At 61.7% G+C, this 19,325-nt stretch carries 19 protein-coding genes; 15 read left to right on the top strand and 4 right to left on the bottom strand.

The genetic code is table 11. The annotated features are described in order from the left end of the window. Positions 1-159 precede the first annotated feature (159 nt). From KGA96_RS28500 to KGA96_RS28490, 3 genes are all read right to left on the bottom strand, one after another. Positions 160-1,155 carry an AraC family transcriptional regulator gene (locus tag KGA96_RS28500; RefSeq protein WP_223515858.1) on the bottom strand — a complete coding sequence of 332 codons (996 nt, stop codon included), beginning with the start codon at positions 1,153-1,155 and terminating at the stop codon, positions 160-162. A 1-nt stretch (position 1,156) separates the two neighbouring features. Beyond that, complete coding sequence (locus KGA96_RS28495) at positions 1,157-2,170, bottom strand: AraC family transcriptional regulator (RefSeq protein WP_185754738.1); 1,014 nt, start codon at positions 2,168-2,170, stop codon at positions 1,157-1,159. Between the two features lie 259 nt (positions 2,171-2,429). Further along, entirely contained in the window at positions 2,430-3,680 is a 1,251-nt protein-coding gene (locus KGA96_RS28490) for an OprD family porin (RefSeq protein ID WP_046038159.1), read from the bottom strand. 361 nt (positions 3,681-4,041) lie between these two features. Here KGA96_RS28490 and antA point away from each other — a divergent pair, with 361 nt between their 5' ends. From antA to KGA96_RS28415, 15 genes are all read left to right on the top strand, one after another. Then, positions 4,042-5,445, top strand: a complete 1,404-nt coding sequence (antA, locus tag KGA96_RS28485) for an anthranilate 1,2-dioxygenase large subunit (protein ID WP_046038192.1) — start codon at positions 4,042-4,044, stop codon at positions 5,443-5,445. 2 nt (positions 5,446-5,447) lie between these two features. After that, on the top strand, positions 5,448-5,939 hold the full coding sequence (gene antB, locus KGA96_RS28480) for an anthranilate 1,2-dioxygenase small subunit (protein WP_046038158.1): 492 nt from the start codon (positions 5,448-5,450) through the stop codon (positions 5,937-5,939). Between the two features lie 19 nt (positions 5,940-5,958). Continuing rightward, a complete protein-coding gene (gene antC / locus KGA96_RS28475) occupies positions 5,959-6,981 on the top strand; it encodes an anthranilate 1,2-dioxygenase electron transfer component AntC (RefSeq protein WP_223515855.1) in 1,023 nt (340 codons plus the stop codon). A gap of 104 nt (positions 6,982-7,085) precedes the next feature. Then, positions 7,086-8,246 carry an ABC transporter substrate-binding protein gene (locus tag KGA96_RS28470; protein ID WP_223515851.1) on the top strand — a complete coding sequence of 387 codons (1,161 nt, stop codon included), beginning with the start codon at positions 7,086-7,088 and terminating at the stop codon, positions 8,244-8,246. 66 nt (positions 8,247-8,312) lie between these two features. Then, complete coding sequence (locus KGA96_RS28465; RefSeq protein WP_223515849.1) at positions 8,313-9,224, top strand: branched-chain amino acid ABC transporter permease; 912 nt, start codon at positions 8,313-8,315, stop codon at positions 9,222-9,224. 10 nt (positions 9,225-9,234) lie between these two features. After that, positions 9,235-10,251 (top strand): branched-chain amino acid ABC transporter permease, encoded by a 1,017-nt coding sequence (locus KGA96_RS28460; protein ID WP_046038153.1) that lies wholly within the window; start codon positions 9,235-9,237, stop codon positions 10,249-10,251. Continuing rightward, positions 10,248-10,997, top strand: a complete 750-nt coding sequence (locus KGA96_RS28455) for an ABC transporter ATP-binding protein (RefSeq protein WP_046038152.1) — start codon at positions 10,248-10,250, stop codon at positions 10,995-10,997. The genes KGA96_RS28460 and KGA96_RS28455 overlap by 4 nt, the downstream gene beginning before the upstream one ends. Beyond that, positions 10,990-11,676, top strand: a complete 687-nt coding sequence (locus tag KGA96_RS28450; RefSeq protein WP_046038151.1) for an ABC transporter ATP-binding protein — start codon at positions 10,990-10,992, stop codon at positions 11,674-11,676. The genes KGA96_RS28455 and KGA96_RS28450 overlap by 8 nt, the downstream gene beginning before the upstream one ends. 6 nt (positions 11,677-11,682) lie before the next feature. Beyond that, on the top strand, positions 11,683-12,477 hold the full coding sequence (locus KGA96_RS28445; protein WP_046038150.1) for an alpha/beta hydrolase: 795 nt from the start codon (positions 11,683-11,685) through the stop codon (positions 12,475-12,477). A gap of 129 nt (positions 12,478-12,606) precedes the next feature. Beyond that, complete coding sequence (locus tag KGA96_RS28440; protein ID WP_046038148.1) at positions 12,607-13,551, top strand: PDR/VanB family oxidoreductase; 945 nt, start codon at positions 12,607-12,609, stop codon at positions 13,549-13,551. A gap of 17 nt (positions 13,552-13,568) precedes the next feature. Then, positions 13,569-14,900 carry an aromatic ring-hydroxylating dioxygenase subunit alpha gene (locus KGA96_RS28435; RefSeq protein WP_046038147.1) on the top strand — a complete coding sequence of 444 codons (1,332 nt, stop codon included), beginning with the start codon at positions 13,569-13,571 and terminating at the stop codon, positions 14,898-14,900. Further along, on the top strand, positions 14,890-15,423 hold the full coding sequence (locus tag KGA96_RS28430; protein WP_046038145.1) for an aromatic-ring-hydroxylating dioxygenase subunit beta: 534 nt from the start codon (positions 14,890-14,892) through the stop codon (positions 15,421-15,423). The genes KGA96_RS28435 and KGA96_RS28430 overlap by 11 nt, the downstream gene beginning before the upstream one ends. Next, complete coding sequence (locus tag KGA96_RS28425) at positions 15,423-16,016, top strand: cysteine hydrolase family protein (RefSeq protein ID WP_046038143.1); 594 nt, start codon at positions 15,423-15,425, stop codon at positions 16,014-16,016. Before KGA96_RS28430 ends, KGA96_RS28425 begins: the two co-directional genes overlap by 1 nt. Beyond that, a complete protein-coding gene (locus tag KGA96_RS28420) occupies positions 16,013-16,801 on the top strand; it encodes an SDR family oxidoreductase (protein ID WP_046038141.1) in 789 nt (262 codons plus the stop codon). The genes KGA96_RS28425 and KGA96_RS28420 overlap by 4 nt, the downstream gene beginning before the upstream one ends. 27 nt (positions 16,802-16,828) lie before the next feature. Continuing rightward, on the top strand, positions 16,829-18,061 hold the full coding sequence (locus tag KGA96_RS28415) for a dienelactone hydrolase family protein (RefSeq protein WP_046038139.1): 1,233 nt from the start codon (positions 16,829-16,831) through the stop codon (positions 18,059-18,061). Positions 18,062-18,129: 68 nt separating this feature from the next. Here the strand turns inward: KGA96_RS28415 and KGA96_RS28410 are convergent. Further along, positions 18,130-19,325: nucleobase:cation symporter-2 family protein (locus tag KGA96_RS28410; protein WP_223515846.1), on the bottom strand; the 1,196-nt coding region annotated here is incomplete at its 5' end.

Below are 19,325 nucleotides of genomic sequence, written 5' to 3'. Positions count from 1 at the left end.
ACTCGGGCTGGTCTCAATACTGGACACGATAACCCGGCTTAACCGCTTAACCTGAACCGCCGTATACGGAACCGTACGTACGGTGGTGTGAGAGGACGGCGGATGTAAATCCGCCTCCTACTCGATTGGCGCTGCCGGCCGGGATTCAGCTGAACCCGCTCATGCCTGAGACTTCATCGTCTGCTTCGGCAACTCTCCAAACCGCTGCCGATAGTAATTGGCAAACCGCCCCACATGCCCGAACCCGAACTCCAGCGCCACTTCAGTCACGCTGGAATTCGGCCTCGCCAGCATGAACTCCCGGGCGGCTTCAAGCCGTAATCCGCGCAAGCGGTCCATCGGGCTTTGACCGTATTCGCGCTGGCACAAGGTGTTCAAGCTGCGGATGCTCACCCCAACGGCAACCGCCAGTTCAGCCAGAGTGATGCCCCGGACAAGGTGTTCGCGCATACAAGCGTCGATTTTTTGCAGTTGGCGGGTGGGCTGCCGCGGCGACAGCGACTCTTGTTGCGCAATGCCACAATGGCTGAGCAGAAACAGCGGCAGGCTTTGCTCCAGATGCTGCAACCAGCGCGAAGGCGTTGCGCTTGCTTCGCCCTCGGGCAAATGCTCCAGCAACTCGCTGACCAGTCGAAACCAGCGCATCGCCAGTGGCCGTTGCAGGCGGCTGACCGGTGCCAGCGTGAAGCCCGATGGCAAGTCGTCGGCCAGCGCCCTCTGGCTGGCGTCGAGCAATGCCCGAGGCAGTTTGAGGATCAGTTGCTCGCAGCCCTCCTCCCACACCACTCGAGCCTGCTCACGCGGGGACAGAATCGCCACTTCTCCAGGGCTGACGCTATAGCCCATGCCGTCGGAATCCAGGGTGGCCCTGCCGCGCAGCGGCATCTGTACCAGCACGAAATCTTCGAAAGGCTGCGGCCGGATTTCTACCTGGCCACCGTAGCGCAGCGCATAGAGTTCGCAGCTGGCAACCTGGCCACGATAGAGCGCCGTATCGACGCCGCCCCGTGGCCAATCCAACTCATGTTCCACCAGCGCTTGCCCCATCAAACGCTGGGTTTCCTGCGCCGAGCGGCTGGTGAAGACCGGCTCGCGGCACATCAGCGACAAGTTCAGGCCCACGCTGTTGGCGGTGGCGGCTTGTAAGGTCGTCATCTCAAAGCGACCGATTGCGACGAGCTTCGCTGCGTTGCAGAGTGGCGCTGGGCGTTTCGTTGAACAGCTTGCGGTACTCGCTGGCGAACCGACCCAGATGCGAGAACCCCCAACACATCGCGATCACCGAGATGTTGCGCACCGAGGCGTCTTCTAGGATTTCCTGGCGCACCGCGCCGAGGCGATACTTTTTCAGGTAAGCCATGGGCGAGACGCCGAAGTGCTTGCGAAAGCCTTCGAACAGTTTGAAGCGGGACACACCTGCTGCCGCCTCGATGTCTTCCAGGTGCATGTCTTCGCGGGCGTTGCTTTCGATGAAGTCCTTGGCGCGCACCAGGTAGTACGGCAACTTGACGCCCAGTTGGTCACGCAGTTCGGCACTGTAGTTGTTGGGCTGGGAAAGGATCAGACCCTTGATCAGCGCACTTTCGATATCGCGGGTGAAGAACACTTGATTGAACAGACCCTGGCCGCGCTCCAGCTCATCGATGTAGTAACGGGCCAGCCGCCACCAGGAGGCAGAGGCACCGTTGACCGCGTCCATCACCGGCTCGAATTTCAGCGGCATTTCCAGCGGGCGCTGCAGCATGCCTTCCAGGGTCTGGCGCATAGCCATGCGGGTGATCACCACGGAGATCTTGTGGCAGTCACCGGCCATGGTCAGCGCCTGGGTTTCGTGGGGGGTCACGATCAGGCCCTGGTCCTGGCTGGAGTACAACCGGCGACCGTCCTTGACCAGCTCCTGCTCGCCGCGAATCGGCAGGCTGAGACTGTAGCAATTGAGGTGTTCGGCATCCTCGACGCCGATGGTCACGTCGGTGCCGTATTCCATCCTGCCCAAGGTCGTGGACATCGATTTGAACACATTGGCCTTGTGGTGAAACTGAATCCGGTTTGGCTGGCTAGTCTGCAGTTCGTGCGGCCCGCAAATACCGGCCATCCACGCACGGGCACCGGCCAGGTCGTAGCGATCTATGCGGATATCTCGAAACTGGGCAACATTTGGTTCGGTCATCTCAGTACACCCACGGCAATAGACATCGACACGCTCTTCGGCGCGTATTTACATTGGGTTTGCAAGGGCTATGCCCAGCCGGTGCGAACAGGCGATATCCGCATTTTTTGGCTAGTAATCGGAAACTATCTGGATATCGAACGCGTTGAGCGACGTTGACGCGCACAGCAACGGTGCCGGCCATGGTCAACGCCATGGGTAATGCGCTACCCAAGGCGTCACTTCAGCGCACAATCGCGTTCGATTTGAGGGCAGGACGTTACCAAAATTTCCAGGTGTAAGTGGTGATCAGGCGGTTCTCCACCCAGTCATTGCCGTGGCTGAATTTGGCAACGACGTTGCCGGCCTCCACCCCCACACCTTTGAGCGGGCCACTTTGCACCACATAAGACAGCACCAGGTCACGCTCCTGCTCCGCCGCCTGGCTGAGGTTGTCGCCACGGTCCACCGACGTACCCTTGAAGTAGCGGGTCATGAAATTCAGGCCGGGCACGCCGAGGGCGGCGAAATCGTAGTCATAACGGGCCTGCCAGGATTTTTCGTTGGGCTTGATGAACCCGACCCGCGACCAGTTCACCAGAAACGGCTGCGGGACATAACCGCCCAGGGTCGGAAAGTTGCTGTCACCGAGCATGCGCTGGTACCCCACGCCGAAGCGGTGCCCGCCCTTTTTCAGCGAGGTCATTGCACCGTAGGAACGGTTGTCGATGTCGCCGTAGAGGGCATCGCCGTCTTCGCTGTTGTTGAAGTAACGCAGGTCGGTCTTTAGCCCATAACCGCCGCCCAGATCAGCCAGATGGGTGATACCCAGGTAGTGCTGCTGATAGATGTCTTCCAGTTGCGCGTAGAAGTAGGTGCCGGTCAACGAAGGGGTGAAGGCATAACTGGCGCCAGCGAGGTTAAGGCCGTCGCTGCCGTGGCGCACGCCGGAGCCGGTCTGCAGGTACAGCTTTTCGTAGTTGGAGGAATTACGCGCCCCGATCTCCGTCAGCCGTCCGGCGGTCAAGGTCAGACGGTCGACTTCCTTGGACTCGAGCAAGGCACCGCGATAGGTCGTGACCAGTTGGCGCGAATCGTCAATGATCACCACTGGCAGTAACGGCCGCAACTCACCGACTTTCAGCTCGGTTTTCGAATAGCGCATTTTCAGCGTCACACCGCCACGGCCGTATTCATCGGCCTGCTCCTGACGGCTCTGGCTGTAAGGGATGATGGTGTCATCGCCGCGCCCGCCACCGCCGTCCAGACGATAGGCATACTGCGCCTCCGCATCGAGGCCGAACTGCACCGGGCCTTCGGTATAGCCGGAGGCGAAACGCAGGTCGAAACCCTGGGTCCAACTGCCCACTCGCGAATGGGGCGGGTTGTTCTCCTTGTAATCCCGATCAATGTAAAAGTTGCGGGTACCCAGCGTCAGCTTGCTGTCATTGACCACATCTGCCTGTACCAACAATGGCGTCAACAAGCCAACTGCTTGAACCCCCCGAACTAACCACGCTTTATGCAACATGTTATTTCTTCCCCCTGCCGCTTATATAGCAACACATGAATAGAAGGCACTTCTGGTACGGAACCCAAGGCCATGAGAAATGGCAGTTTCCAGCGACCTGCGGCGAGACACTCTGGTGGTGCTTCGATTGAAATTAAGCCGCAACAAGTTCGTCAGCGGCTATCCCGTTACTGAACGACAAATAGCCATTTGCTCAGCCGACGAGCGCGACAGAAGCCAGTGTTTACGGGGATAACTCACCGACAACCGAGGAACAGGGCTTATTTTCCGGATGGGTTTCCACTAATAAGCGGATAGACCCTGCCAGCCACCACGTCATTAAATGAAGCCATGAATTAGCCCATTGGCCGAGGACTGGGAAATGACAACTGCACGAAGCATCGAACAGTGGAAAAGTTATATAGAAAGTTGCCTGGACTTCCGCCCGCAAGACGGGGTTTATCGCATTGCCCGCGATATGTTTACCGACCCGGAACTATTCGACCTGGAAATGGAACTGATTTTCGAGAAGAACTGGATCTACGCCTGCCACGAAAGCGAGATAGCCAATAATCACGACTTCATGACGATGCGGGCCGGGCGCCAGCCACTGATCATCACCCGCGACGGGGAAGGTCGTCTCAACGCCCTGATCAACGCCTGCCAGCACCGCGGCACCACACTCACCCGCGTCGGCAAGGGCAACCAGTCGACCTTCACCTGCCCTTTCCACGCCTGGTGCTACAAAAGCGACGGCCGCCTGGTGAAGGTCAAGGCGCCGGGCGAATACCCCGAAGGTTTCGACAAGGCCACCCGCGGTCTGAAAAAAGCCCGTATCGAAAGCTACAACGGCTTTGTGTTCGTCAGCCTCGACGTGGAGGGCACCGACACCCTGGAAGACTTCCTCGGTGACGCCAAGGTGTTCTTCGACATGATGGTGGCGCAGTCGCCGACCGGTCAGCTCGAAGTGCTACCGGGCAAGTCGGCCTACACCTACGAAGGCAACTGGAAACTGCAGAACGAGAACGGCCTGGACGGTTATCACGTCAGCACTGTCCACTACAACTACGTGGCCACCGTGCAGCACCGCCAGCAGGTCAACGCCGAAAAAGGCCTGAGCGCGGGCGACACCCTGGACTACAGCAAGCTGGGTGCCGGCGACAAGGAAACCGACGACGGCTGGTTCGCCTTCCACAACGGCCACAGCGTGCTGTTCAGCGACATGCCCAACCCTTCCGTGCGCCCGGGCTACGCCACCATCATGCCGCGCCTGGTCAAGGAACACGGCCAGGGCAAGGCCGAGTGGATGATGCACCGCCTGCGCAACCTGAACGTCTACCCGAGCATGTTCTTCCTCGACCAGATCAGCTCGCAGTTGCGGATCATCCGCCCGCTGGCCTGGAACAAGACCGAAATCAACAGCTTCTGCCTGGGCGTGGTCGGCGAGTCGGATGCGGATCGGGAAAACCGCATTCGCCAGTTCGAAGACTTCTTCAACGTGTCCGGTATGGGCACCCCCGATGACCTGGTGGAGTTTCGTGAAGCCCAGCGCGGCTTTCAGGCCCGTCTGGAACGCTGGAGCGACATTTCCCGTGGCGAAGGCAAGTGGGTCGCAGGCGCCACCCGCAACAGCGAAACCATTGGCATCACTCCGGCACTCACCGGCACCGAGTTCACCCATGAAGGCCTGTACGTCAACCAGCACACCAACTGGCAGCGCTTTTTGCTCGAAGGCCTGGCGCGCAAGGCGGCCGAACAACAACCGTTGAAACTGCGTGAGGTGTGAACATGAATTCCCAACTGCAATATCGCGTCGAGCAATTTCTTTACCGCAAAGCCGAGGCCTGTGATGCCCAGGACTGGGACACCTATCTGGCCATGTTCAGCGACGACAGCGAATTCCACCTGCCGCAATGGGATTCGGAGCACGTCTACACCACCGACCCGAAAAAAGGCATGTCGCTGATCTATTACCCCAACCGGGGCGGCCTGGAAGACCGGGTGTTCCGCATTCGCACCGGCAAGGCGGCGTCGACCATCCCGATGCCGCGCACCCTCCACCTGATCAGCAACGTGCGCATCGCGCCGCTGCAGGACGATGAGCTGGAGGTGCGCGTCAACTGGAGCACCCTGTACTACCGCATGCAGACCGCCGAGCAGTTCTTCGGCCGCGCCACGTACCGTCTGCGCCCCGACGGCGAGAGCTGGAAAATCGCCCGCAAACACGTGGTGCTGCTCAACGACACGATCAACTCCGTGCTCGATTTCTACCATCTCTGAACCCTGCGGATTAACGCTCATGACGTACAAGGTCGCCTTCAGTTTCGCCGACGGTAAAACTCTCTTCTGCAACGTGCAGAACAATGAAATCCTGCTCGACGCGGCCCTGCGCAGCGGGATCAAGATTCCGTTGGACTGCCGCGAAGGGGTTTGCGCGACCTGCCAGGGCCGCTGTGAATCCGGGCAGTACACCCAGGACTACGTGGACGATGAAGCGCTGTCGGCCAGCGACCTGGCTGAGCGCAAGGTGCTGACCTGCCAGACGCGCGTACAGTCGGACGCCACTTTCTACTTCGACTTCGACTCGATCCTCTGCGGCAGTAGCGGCCCGAGCAGCCTGCAAGGCACCGTGAGCGAGGTGCGACAGGTCTCCCCAACCACCGCCATCGTGCACGTGGAAGTGGGCGCAGCGGGCGCGGCGCTGGACTATCTGCCGGGCCAGTACGCGCGCCTGCAAGTCCCGGGCACCGAGCATCGGCGCTCGTACTCCTTTGCCTGCGCGCCGGGCAGCAGCAACCTGCAGTTCCTCATTCGCCTGCTGCCCAGCGGCGTGATGACCGACTACGTGCGCGATCGCTGCCAGGTCGGTGATGTGATTCACATGGAAGCGCCGCTAGGAGCCTTCTACTTGCGCCATATCGACCGCCCGCTGGTGATGGTGGCTGGCGGCACCGGGCTGTCGGCATTCCTGGGCATGCTCGAGCAGATCGCCGACCAACATGGCTGTGCTCACCCGGTACACCTCTACTACGGCGTGCGCGAGGCCGCGGACCTGTGCGAGGTCTCGCGCATCGAGGCCTATGCCGCAAGGATCCCGGGGTTCCGTTTCACGCCCGTGGTCAGCACCCCCAACCCCGACTGGCCGGGCAAGACCGGCTATATCGCCGAACACCTGGAGTTGGCCGAGCTGCGTGACCAGCCGTTCGACCTGTACCTGTGCGGCCCGCCGCCGATGGTCGAGTCGATCAAGGACTGGCGCCAGCAGCACGGCCTGGATCAAAGCCGCCTTTACCTGGAGAAGTTCACCGAGAGCAACAGCTGACACAGCGACCCATAACAACAATCAATCGGCCCGACCGAACACTGAATCACTGCCCTCATCGATATCTACCGTGCGTTGGCACGACCTACTTCATAGGCCGCCTCATGAAAAACCTGGTATTGCGTGCATGTCTGGCAACCTCCCTCTGCGCAGCGACGGCTGCCCAGGCCGTGGAGCCTGTCCGAATCGGCTTCATCACCACCCTCTCCACCCCCGCCGGCTATCTGGGCGAAGACTCGCGAGATGGCTTTCAGCTGGCGATCGATCAGGAAGGCGGCAAGCTCGGCGGCGTGCCGGTGCAACTCATCGTGGAAGATGATGGCCTGCAACCGGCCAAGGCCAAGCAGATCGCCGACCGCATGAGCCTGGACGGTATCTCGCTGTACACCGGGGTGATTTTCTCCAACGTGCTGGCAGCCGTGATCAACACCGCCACCAAGGACGGTTTCTACGTCAGCAACAACACCGCGCCCTCGACCCTGGCCGGTGAAAAGTGCATGGCCAACTACTTTGTCGGCTCCTACCAGAACGACACCCCGCACGAAATGGCCGGGATCGCCGCCAATGAGCTGGGCTACAAGAAAATGGTGATCCTGGCACCCAACTATCAGGGCGGCCGTGACGCACTGGCCGGCTTCAAGCGCACCTTCAAGGGCGAAGTGACCGAGATCTACACCAAGCTCAACCAGCTGGATTTCTCGGTGGAGCTGGCGCGCGTGCGTGCGCTGGCGCCGGATGCGATCTTCCAGTTTCACCCGGGCGGCGGCGGCATCAACTTCGCCAAGCAATACGGCGGCTCGGGCCTGTCGGCGCAAATCCCGATGGTGGTACCGGTGTTCTCCATGGATGAACGCATGCTCGCCGCCACCGGCGAAGTGGCCAAGGGCACCAACATCGTCACCCTGTGGAACCCGCAATCGGACAACCCGGCCAACCAGGCCTTCGTCAAGGCATTCACCGAGAAATACAAACGCGTCCCGACGGTGTATGCCGCCCAGACTTACGACACGGCCCGGCTGATCGGCGCCGCGCTGAAAACCTCCCAGGGCAATCTCAAAGACCAGGCGGCCTTCCGCACGGCCATGAAGAACGTCAAGTTCGATTCCATTCGCGGTGATTTCAGTTTCGCCCAAAACCAGCACCCGGTGATCGACTGGTACCTGCTGCAAGTGCAGACCGGCGCCGACGGCAAGCTGATCGAAGTGCCGATCAAGACCCTGGCGACCCACCACGTCGACAGCTACGCAGCTCAATGCTCGATCTGACCGGCACCTGAGCCCCGTCCTCGCCCTGCAGTACAGCTGCGGGGCGTTTTCATGAGGAACGCAGTCATGTTATTGCTCGAACAGATTCTCAACGGCCTGCAATACAGCGCCTTGCTGTTTCTGCTGGCCTCAGGCCTGACCCTGATTTTCGGCATCATGGGCGTGATCAACCTGGCCCACGGCGCCTTTTACATGGTGGGTGCTTTCTGCGCCGCCTACACCGCCATGGCCACCGGTTCGTTCTGGCTCGGCGGCCTGGCCGCGTTGATCGGTTCGGCCTGTTACGGCGCGCTGATCGAAACCTCGATCATGCGCCGCCTCTACAATCGCGATCACCTGGATCAGGTGCTGGCGACTTTGGCCGTGGTGTTTTTCAGCAACGAACTGCTGACCCTGATCTTCGGCCGCAGCCCACCGGCGATGCCCACGCCCGAATGGTATTCAAGTTTTGTCGAAGTGCTGCCGGGGCTGATGTACCCGGTCAGCCGGCTGCTATTTATCGCCGCAGGGCTGGTGGTGGCAGTCGGCATGTGGCTGCTGATCAACCACACGCGCTTGGGCATGCTGATTCGCGCCGGTGCCGACGACCATGAAATGGTCGGCGCGCTGGGCGTCAACATCGCCCGGCTGTACACCTTGGTGTTCGTATTCGGCTGCGTGCTGTGCGGCCTGGCCGGTTTCATGGCGGCACCGCTGCTGTCGGTGGAGATCGGCATGGGTGAAAAGATCTTGATCACCACCTTCGTGGTCATCGTCGTCGGCGGTGTCGGCTCGGTGCGCGGCGCGTTGGTGGGAGCCTTGCTGATCGGCATGGTCGACAGCCTGGGCCGTGCCTACATTCCGCCGCTGCTGGACCAACTGCTGCCCAGCGAAACCAGCGGCACCCTGAGCGCCGGGCTGATTTCCGCCAGCGCCTACATCGTCATGGCCCTGGTGCTGCTGGTGCGTCCGCGCGGCCTGCTACCGACCCGTGCCTGAGGAGAACGCCATGTCACCACGCCTTATCATCGACCTTGCGTGCCTGGCGACCTTCGCCTGCATGCCGTTGCTGGCCCACTGGCTGCACGAACCCTACCTGGTCAGCTTCTTCACCCGCCTTGCGATCTACGGCATGGCGGCCATCAGCCTGGACCTGCTGATCGGATATGGCGCCATGGTCAGCTTCGGCCACGCCGCATTCTTCGGCCTGGGCGGTTATATCGTCGGCATCGTTGCCTTTCACACCTCGCAAGGCCTGCCGCTGTGGGGCTGGGAAGGCAGCAACAGCGCGCTGGTGGTGTGGCCCCTGGCCCTGCTGGTGTGCGCGCTGCTCTCGCTGCTGGTGGGTTATCTGTCGCTGCGCACCAGCGGCGTGCAGTTCATCATGATCACACTGGCGTTCGGCCAGATGCTCTACTTCGTGCTCGGCTCGCTATCGCTGTACGGCGGCGACGACGGCATTCTGCTCAACGAGCGCAATACCTTCGGCGCACTGGATCTGGGCGACGCCAACCACTTCTACTACCTGTGCGTGGTCTTGCTGGCCGGCTGGTTGCTGCTGTGTCGGCGACTGGTCAATTCACGATTTGGTTTTGTGCTGCGCGGGCTCAAGCAGAGCGAGCGGCGCAGCGTCAGCCTGGGCCTCAAACCCTTGCGCTATCGCCTGACGGCGTTTGTGATCGCCGGCACCGGCGGTGGCCTGGCGGGGATTCTGTGGGCCAACTACGCGCTGTTCGTCAGCCCCGACATGGGCGCCTGGCAGAAGTCCGGCGAACTGATGGCGATGGTGATCCTCGGCGGCGTCGGCACCCTGCTCGGCCCACTGCTGGGCGCGGCGACCTACCTGGGGCTCGAACAGGTACTGAGCCAGTGGACCGAGCACTGGATGCTGATCTTCGGCCCCCTGCTGTTACTGGTGGTGCTGTTCGGCAAGAAAGGCGTCTACGGATTGCTGCTAAGCCTGTTGCAGCGCAAACCGAAGGTGGTTGCCATCAAACCGAACGCCGCCGTGGAGGTACGCCCATGAGCGCACAGCTATCGATTCGTGATCTACACAAGGCCTTCGGCGCGGTGAACGCCACCAACGGCGCCAGCCTTGAACTGGCCAAGGGCGAGTTGCACGCCATCATTGGCCCCAACGGCGCCGGTAAATCCACGCTGATCGCGCAGATCGCCGGGGAAGTTTTCCCCGACCACGGCCAGATTCACCTCAACGGCCAGGACATCACCCGCGTACCGGCCTGGCAGCGGCCGCGCCTGGGATTGGCGCGGGCCTTCCAGGTCAGCCAGCTGTATACCGAGTTCACCCTGCTGGAGAACGTCGCCCTGGCCATCGCCGCCCGCGACGGCAAGGCGTTCGGCATGTGGCGTCCGCTGAGCCGCGACACCCGTTTGCTGGAACCGGCGCTGGGCTACTTGCAGCAGGTGGGCCTGGGCCTTCGCGCGCAAGACCCGGTCCACGAACTTTCCCATGGAGAACGGCGGCAACTGGAGATCGCCCTGGCTCTGGCTCAGGAAGCTTCGGTGCTATTGCTCGATGAGCCGATGGCCGGGATGGGTGCCGACGAATCCGCGCGCATGACCGAGCTGCTGCACAGCCTCAAGGGCCGTTACGCGATCCTGCTGGTCGAACACGACATGGACGCGGTATTCGCCCTCGCCGACCGCATCACGGTGCTGGTGTACGGCCAGACGGTGCTGACCGGCAGCGTCGAACAAGTGCGCAACGACCCGCAAGTGCGGGCCGCTTACCTGGGAGAAGAACATGCTTGACGTTCAAGGCTTGAAAGCGGGCTATGGCTTGAGCCAGGTGTTGTTCGACATGCACCTGAGTATCGAGCAGGGCCAGGTGGTGTCGCTGATCGGCCGCAACGGCATGGGCAAGACCACCACGGTCAAATCGATCATGGGGTTGCTCAAGCCCAGCGCCGGCAGCATCCGCATCAACGGTACGGAAATGCGTGGTGCTGCGCCCTATCGCATCGCCAAGGCCGGCCTCGGACTGGTGCCAGAGGGCCGCCGCGCCTTCGGCACCTTGAGCGTGCGGGAAAATCTGCTGGCCACCGCCACGCGGGGCAAGTGGGATTTGGCGCGGGTCTATGAACTGTTCCCGCGTTTGCTGGAGCGCCAGGAGCAGCTGTCACGCACCCTGTCGGGCGGCGAGCAGCAGATGCTGGTGGTCGGCCGCGCGCTGTTGACCAACCCCAGCCTGCTGATTCTCGACGAAGCCACTGAAGGCCTTGCACCGATCATTCGCGAGCAGATCTGGAGTTGCCTGGCCACCCTCAAGGCCGAGGGCGAGACAATTCTGGTGATCGACAAGAACCTCAAGGAAATGGCGCGGGTGGTCGACCGTCATCACATCATCGAGAAGGGGCGCCAGGTCTGGGATGGCACACCGGTGGAGCTGGCGGCTCAACCCGAACTGTCGCAACGCTACCTGGGAGTGTGAGCAGCCATGGACCTCAATCAGGCTTACAACAACGTCGCAGCCGTGGGTAATTTTCCACAGATCATGCAGCGTTTTCGCCAGTGCAGTGCCCAGACCTATGCGAACCACGCCTGGCAGCGTGATGTGTCGTATGGCAATGCCAGGCGCGAGCGTTTCGACTGGTACGCCCAGGCGAATGCCGGGGCGCCGACACTGCTGTTCATTCATGGCGGTTACTGGCAAGCCTCGGACAAGGACGACTACGCCTTTATCGCAGAGGGCCTGATCGAAGCGGGTTTCAATGTCGGTTTGCTGGAATACACCCTCGCGCCCGAGGCGAGCATGGGCACCATCGTCGGACAGATCGGCAAGGCACTGGACTACCTGCTTGCGCATCGCGAAGCCTTGAACATCGGTCAGCAGGTGGTGCTGTGCGGGCACTCGGCGGGTGGCCATCTGACCGCGCTGTATCGCCGGCATCCGCTAGTGACCCTGGCCATGCCGATCAGCGGCCTGATGGAGCTTGAACCCATCAGCCGTTGCTGGCTAAACGATAAGCTGCAACTGAGCGAAGAGGACATCGAGCGCTATAGCCCGCAAAGGCTGATCGGCGATGGCGCACCGTTGTTGGTGACCGTGGGCGGGGATGAGTTGCCGGAGTTGATCCGCCACTCGCGCGAGTACGCCAGTGCCTGTCGCGAGGCGGGGCATGCCGTGAGCCTTGTCGAGCTTGCAGGGTGTCATCACTTTGCGGTGCTGGACGATCTGGCCAAGGCGGATGGCGAACACTTGCGGGCCCTGCTTGAGCACCTCAAGCGTTAGCCTGCCTGCAGGAGCGCGCTCGCTCCTGCAATTCACTCTCGCCAGATGTGGATACCGGTTTGCCGTTTGCGGCTTTTTTGACCCTCTCAGGCTTCATACAGTGGCTACGAATTCAGACAGGAATTGCGTATGTCCAGCCTCTCGCTCAGGGTCCAACAAATCGATCCTCTGACCCCCAGAATCCGCCGCGTGCTGCTGGTGTCCAACGACGCCCAGCCGCTACCGGACTTCACTGCCGGAGCCCATCTGGAGCTGCATGTACCGGGCAGTCGCGCCCAACGCCGGGCCTATTCGCTGGTCAACCTGCCCGACAGTCAACACTACGAAATCGCCGTCCAGCTCGAAGAAGCGAGTAGCGGTGGATCGCGCTGGGTGCACTCACTCAAGGTCGGCGATGAACTGCTGGCCGATGCGCCACGCAACCACTTCCCACTGTGTGAAAACACCGAACATGCAGTACTGATCGCAGGCGGCATCGGCATCACGCCCATGCTTGGCATGGCCCGGTCGCTGCAAGCGGCGGGCAAGCCCTTCACCCTGCACTACGCCGGTCGCAATGAAGCGCAGATGGCCTATCTGCCAGAGGCCCGCGCCTGCCTGAACAACCATTGCTGGATCAGCGGCGGCGACCCGCAAAAGCGTTTTCCTGCCGCCGCGATCCTGGCCGCGCCAAGACCCGGCCTGCACCTCTACATCTGCGGCCCGACCGCCATGCTCAACAACGTGCTGGCCTGCGCTCGCGAACAGGGTTGGGCAGAAGATCACTTGCATTACGAACTGTTCAGCGGCGCCCTGGAAATGGCCGGCGATAAAGGCTTTGAGGTGCACCTGCGCGAAAGCGGTGTGAACCTGCAAGTGGCCGCCGGGCAAAGCGTGCTGGACGCCATGCTCCAGGCCGGCCTGGATCCGATGTTCGACTGCCGACGGGGTGACTGCGGGGTGTGCGTCGCCCAGGTCATCGATGGTCAGCCCGATCACCGCGACATCTGCCTGTCGGAGCGCGACCGCGCCAGCGGCAGTTTCTGTACCTGTGTCTCCCGTGCCAGCAGCGCGCTGCTGGTGCTCGATCTGTGACAAGCCGAGGACATCCCGTGATACCGACCAACGAGCAAATCGCTGCCTTGATCCGCGAGGACAGCGTACACAAGAGCGTCTACACCGACCCGACCCTGTTCAAGCTGGAGATGGAGCGCATCTACGGCAATGCCTGGATCTACGTCGGCCATGAAAGCCAGGTCAAGAACCCCGGCGACTACCACACCACGCGCATCGGCGATCAGGACGTGATCATGGTGCGCGGCGCCAACCAGCAGGTCAGCGTGCTGTACAACCGCTGCCCGCACAAGGGCGCCAAGTTGGTGGCTGACGGTGACGGCAGTGTCGGCAAATTCTTCCGCTGCCCGTACCACGCCTGGACCTTCAAGCTCGACGGCCAGCATTTGTCGGCGCCGCTCAAGAGCGGTTTCGAAGGCACCTGCTACGACCCCAAGCACCCGGATTTTTCCATGGTCAGCGTCGCCCGCGTCGAGACCTATCGCGGCTTCGTGTTCGCCAGCCAGGCGGCGTTCGGACCGGACCTGAAAACATTTCTGGGCGGCGTCATCACCTCCATCGACAACCTGTGCGACCGCTCGCCCGTCGGTGAAGTCGAGGTGGCCGGCGGCATCTTCCGTGTTCAGCAGCGCTCGAACTGGAAAGTGTTCTACGAGAACCTGCACGACACCATGCACGCCCGCGTGACCCACGAATCGTCGGTAGACGCTGCGCGTGACGAAGCCCAAGCCATCGGTGAAATGCCCTTCGAACTGCTGATCATGGACGGTAACGGCGAACCCTACGACTTCTGGGAAAAACTCGAGCTGCGTGCCTACCACAACGGCCACGGCTACATGGAAGCGATCTTCGACCCGGCCGCCGCCGAGCGCGACGAGGTCTCCCGCGCCCACTTCGAATGCCTGAGCCAGGCCTACGGCGAGCAGCGCGCCAAGGAGATCCTGGGCATGAATCGCCACAACACGGTGATTTACGGCAGCGGATCGCCGCACACGGTGTTCATGCAATTCCGGGTCATCCGCCCCATCGCCGTGGACCAGACCATGGTCGAAATCCAGACGTTCCGCTGCAAAGGTGCACCGGATGCCGTGTTCGACCGCGCGCTGACCTACGCCAACGTCATCAACTCGCCCTCCTCCAACGTGATGCCTGACGACGTCGAAGTCTATGCTCGCTGTCAGGAAGGCAACATGACCCGCGGTGGCGAGTGGATCAGCATGCACCGCTACGCGGGCACCGATAAGCCGCTGGAGGACGGTGCAGTCTCCACCAACGGCACCAGCGAACTGCCGATGCGCAACCAGTTCGCCGCCTGGAAACAGTTCATGACCGCCACCCTGATTGCCAAGGAAAGCACCCATGCTGCTTGACCGCCGAATCGACGTCGACACCCGCCAGTTGACTCCCGCCCAGGTTCCCGTCGAGACCCTGCGCCAGATCGAACAGTTTCTTTACCAGGAGGCGCGCCTGCTGGATGAACGGCGTTTCTGGGAGTGGGACAAGCTGTTCACCGACACCGGCATGTACTGGGTGCCGCACAAGCACGAGCAAGCCAACCCGTTCGACCATATCTCTCTGTTCTGGGAAAACCGCATGCTGCGCGAGGTGCGGATCCGTCGGGTGGAAAACGCCCGCAACTGGTCCCAGCAACCGCAGACCCAAACCGCGCACCTGGTCGGTAATGTGATGGTCGAGGGTCTCGACGCCCAGGGCCTGCTGGTGGTCAGCGCCAGCTTCCAGTACAGCGAATGGCGCCTGGAACAACGCCAGCTCGCCGGTCGCTACACCTATAAATTGGCCGCCCGGGACAGTGGTGGCTGGCAGATCCAGCTCAAACGCGTGGATCTCATCAACTGCAACGATGTGTTCGCCAACCTTGAGGTGTTCGTGTGATGAACACGCCGCTGGTGATCGCCCTGCACTATCAGAATGACGTGTTGCACCCCGAAGGCAAGATTCGGGTCGGGCTGGGGGCAGATGACAGCGTGCGTGCCGCCCTGCTCGATGCGGCCGGCCGATTACTCGCCGGCGCTCGCGCCAAGGGCTGGCCGATCGTCCACGTGCGTGTGGCGTTCCGACCGGACTACGCCGACCTGATCCAGAACGCGCCGATCCTGCGCACGGTCGCCACCCTTGGCGCGGCCCGGGAAGGCAGTTGGGGCGCGGAGTTCCTCAGCGCTCTGGCGCCACTGAACAGCCGCCACGAGTTCGTCGTCACCCATAACCGGATCAATGCGTTTTATGGCTCGCCGCTGGAAACCGTGGTGCGCCGATTCAATCCCTCGCACCTGTTGATCGCCGGCGTGGCGACCCACTCGGTGGTGGAAAGCACCGTGCGCCATGCGGTGGATTGCGGTTTCGAGGTGACGGTCGCAGCGGATGCCTGCGCCAGCGCGGACACCGGTGCACACGCGGCATCACTGGCGAGCATGGCGCTGATCGCCCGTATCAGTCACGTCAACGAAGCTCTGGAGGACTTGTCATGATGCTCGAAGGCAAAGTGGCGATTGTGACCGGCAGCACGCAGGGGCTGGGTCTGGATATCGCTCGGCAACTGTTGGCTGAGGGTGCCCGGGTGATGCTGGTGGGGCGCAACGCCGACAGTGGTATGGCATTGGCGCAAGCGTTGGGTTGCGGATTTTGCGCCTGCGATGTGGAGCGCGACGAAGACATCGACGCGTGCATCGCTGCCACGCTGGCCCGCTTCGGCAGGCTCGACATTCTGGTCAACAACGCTTGCCTGTACGCCGATCAGGGGCTGGCTTCGGATCGCGCGCAGTGGCTGAAAACCCTCAACGTCAATCTGGTGTCGGCGGCGATCTTTACCCAGAAGGCCGCCGTGCATCTGCCCAGCGGCGGCGTGGTGATCAACATCGGCAGCACCGGCGGCAAGTTCGGCGCGGCCGGGCGCGCGCTCTACCCCGCCTCCAAGGCCGGCATCCTGCAACTGACAAAAAACCTGGCCATGACCCTGGCCCCGGAACAAATCCGGGTGCTGAGCGTATCCCCGGCCTGGACCTGGTCGCCCAGCGTCGCCGAGTTCAGCGACAACGACCCGCAGCTGGCCGATCGGGTCGGGGCACCCTTTCACCCGCTCGGACGCATCGGCCGGGGCCATGAGATCGGCAGCGTTGTGGCCTTTCTGTGCAGTGCCGGTGCCGGCTGGATGACCGGTGTCGATGTACCAGTGGACGGCGGCTTTTCGATTCTCGGACCAGACCGCGGCGTGTCGCCGCGCGTGTGGTTCCAACAACACCGTGACAGCCAATAAATCTGATAACCGAATGAGGTAGATGACATGGGCAAGATGATTGAGATCCGGGCAACGGACAGCAGCGCCACGTTCAGCGGTTACCTGGCCATGCCGGCCAGCGGTAAAGGCCCCGGGGTGGTGATCGGCCAGGAGATTTTCGGGGTCAACGCCAATATGCGCGCGGTGGCCGATTTTTATGCCGAGGAAGGCTATGTGGCGCTGGTGCCGGACCTGTTCTGGCGCCAGCAGCCTGGCATTGATCTGGGTTACACCGAAACGGATTTTGCCGTTGCCGTCGACCTGTTCCAGCGCCTGGACGTGGACAAGGCCATCACCGACATCGACGCCTGCTTAAAAGCCCTGCGTGCACTGCCTGAAGTCGAAGGCGCGGGCCTGGGTTATGTCGGCTTCTGCATGGGTGGCAAGCTGGCCTGGCTGACCGCCACGCGCACCGATGTGGCTTGCGCCGTCGGCTACTACGGCATGGGCATCGAACACCTGCTGCACGAATCGGAAAACCTCAAGGGCCGTTTGGTCCTGCATTTTGCCGAAAACGATGGCTACTGCGACGCCAGTGCTCGCGCCCGGATCAGCGAACACCTGGCTGGCAACGACAAAACCGAAATCTACGTGTACCCAGGCGTCGACCATGCCTTCGCCCGAGCCGGCAGCCCACACTACGATAAGCCTGCCTCGCTGATGGCCCATGAACGCAGCATCGCCGCACTCAAGCGCGAGATCGGCCCCCACTTCAACCTGTCAGCCCTGTGGGAAGAACACATCCGCCACGAGTTCGACACCCGCGACGTGCCCGCCACCATGGCTACCATGGTCGCCGAACCCTACGTCAACCATATTCCGACCATGACCGGCGGCGTCGGCGCCAGGGAACTCAGCCGCTTCTACCAACACCATTTTGTCCACGGCAATCCGCCGGACATGAAGCTCATCCCTATTTCCCGCACCATCGGCGCCTTGCAGATCGTCGACGAATTCATCATGTGCTTCACCCACAGCACCGAAATCGACTGGATGCTGCCCAACGTGGCACCGACCGGGAAGTACGTCGAGATTCCGATGCTGGGGGTGATCAAGTTCCGAGGGGACAAGCTGTACCACGAGCATATCTACTGGGACCAGGCCAGCGTGCTAGTGCAAATTGGCTTGTTGAACCCTGAAGGGCTGCCGGTGGCAGGGGTGGAAACGGCGAGAAAGCTGTTGGATGAACAACTGCCGTCCAATACGTTGATGGGGCGCTGGACGCAAAGCGAGCAATAGAGACCGCATGAATGCAAAAGGCCGATCTGTCACTCAACAGATCGGCCTTTTTTTCATTCGTTCAAACGTCAGACATGCTCACTGCTTTTCGCATGCACCGCGTGTGGCTCGCCATGCCCGTGGTCCACCTCAACCACCGGAATTTCCTTGCCATCGCAGTCGTGAAGCTTTCCATCGCTGAAGTAATCCCCTTCGCGCAACGCCGCCAGATCCTGATAACGCAGCACTCGCTCGGTACCGGCCGCAAACACCGATTGCTGGTCGGAGTTACCGGCGGTGAGGTGGTTGAAGGTCAGGTTGAGCACGATGGCCATGATCGCCGAGGAACTGATGCCCGAATGGAAAATGGTCGCGAACCAGCTCGGGAAGTGATCGTAGAAGTTCGGCGCCGCGATCGGGATCATGCCAAAGCCGATCGAGGTCGCGACGATGATCAGGTTGACGTTGTTGCGGTAGTCGACCTTGGACAAGGTCCGAATGCCGCTGGCCGCGACGGTACCGAACAGTACGATGCCGGCACCACCCAGTACGGAGGTCGGTACGGCGGCGATCACCCGGCCCATGAACGGCAGCAGGCCGAGGAGCACCAGGAACACACCGCCAGTGGCCACCACGTAGCGGCTCTTGATGCCGGTGACCGCCACCAGCCCGACGTTCTGGGCGAAGGCACTCTGGGTGAAGGAACCGAAGATCGGCGCGAACATGCTCGACAGCATGTCGGCGCGCAGACCGTTGCCCAGGCGCTTGGAGTCAACCTTGGTACCGATGATCTCACCGACGGCCAGAATGTCCGCCGAGGTCTCCACCAGCGTCACCATCACCACGATGCACATCGACAGGATCGCAGCGAAGTGGAAGGTCGGCATGCCGAAGTGGAACGGCGTCGGGAAGCCGAACATCGGGCCTTGGGTCACGGACGAGAAATCCGCCATGCCAAGGAACACCGCGATCACCGTACCGACGACCATGGCCAGCAGAATCGACAGGCGGGAGATGGTCGCACTGCCGATTTTGCTCAGCAGCAGTACCAGCATCAGCGTTACCGCCGCCAGACCGATGTTCGCCATGCTACCGAAGTCCGGCGCATGGCTGTTGCCACCCATTGCCCAGCGCGCGGCGACCGGCATCAGCGTCAGGCCGATGGTGGTAATCACGATGCCGGTCACCAGCGGCGGGAAGAACTTGGTGATACGCGAGAACACCGGGGTTATCAGTAACCCGATCAGGGACGCCGCTATCACCGCCCCCAGCACCGATTGAAACC

The sequence above is a fragment of the Pseudomonas sp. GL-R-26 genome (assembly GCF_019947365.1).
Lineage (GTDB): Bacteria > Pseudomonadota > Gammaproteobacteria > Pseudomonadales > Pseudomonadaceae > Aquipseudomonas.
This window is presented reverse-complemented; position numbering and strand designations above follow the sequence as displayed.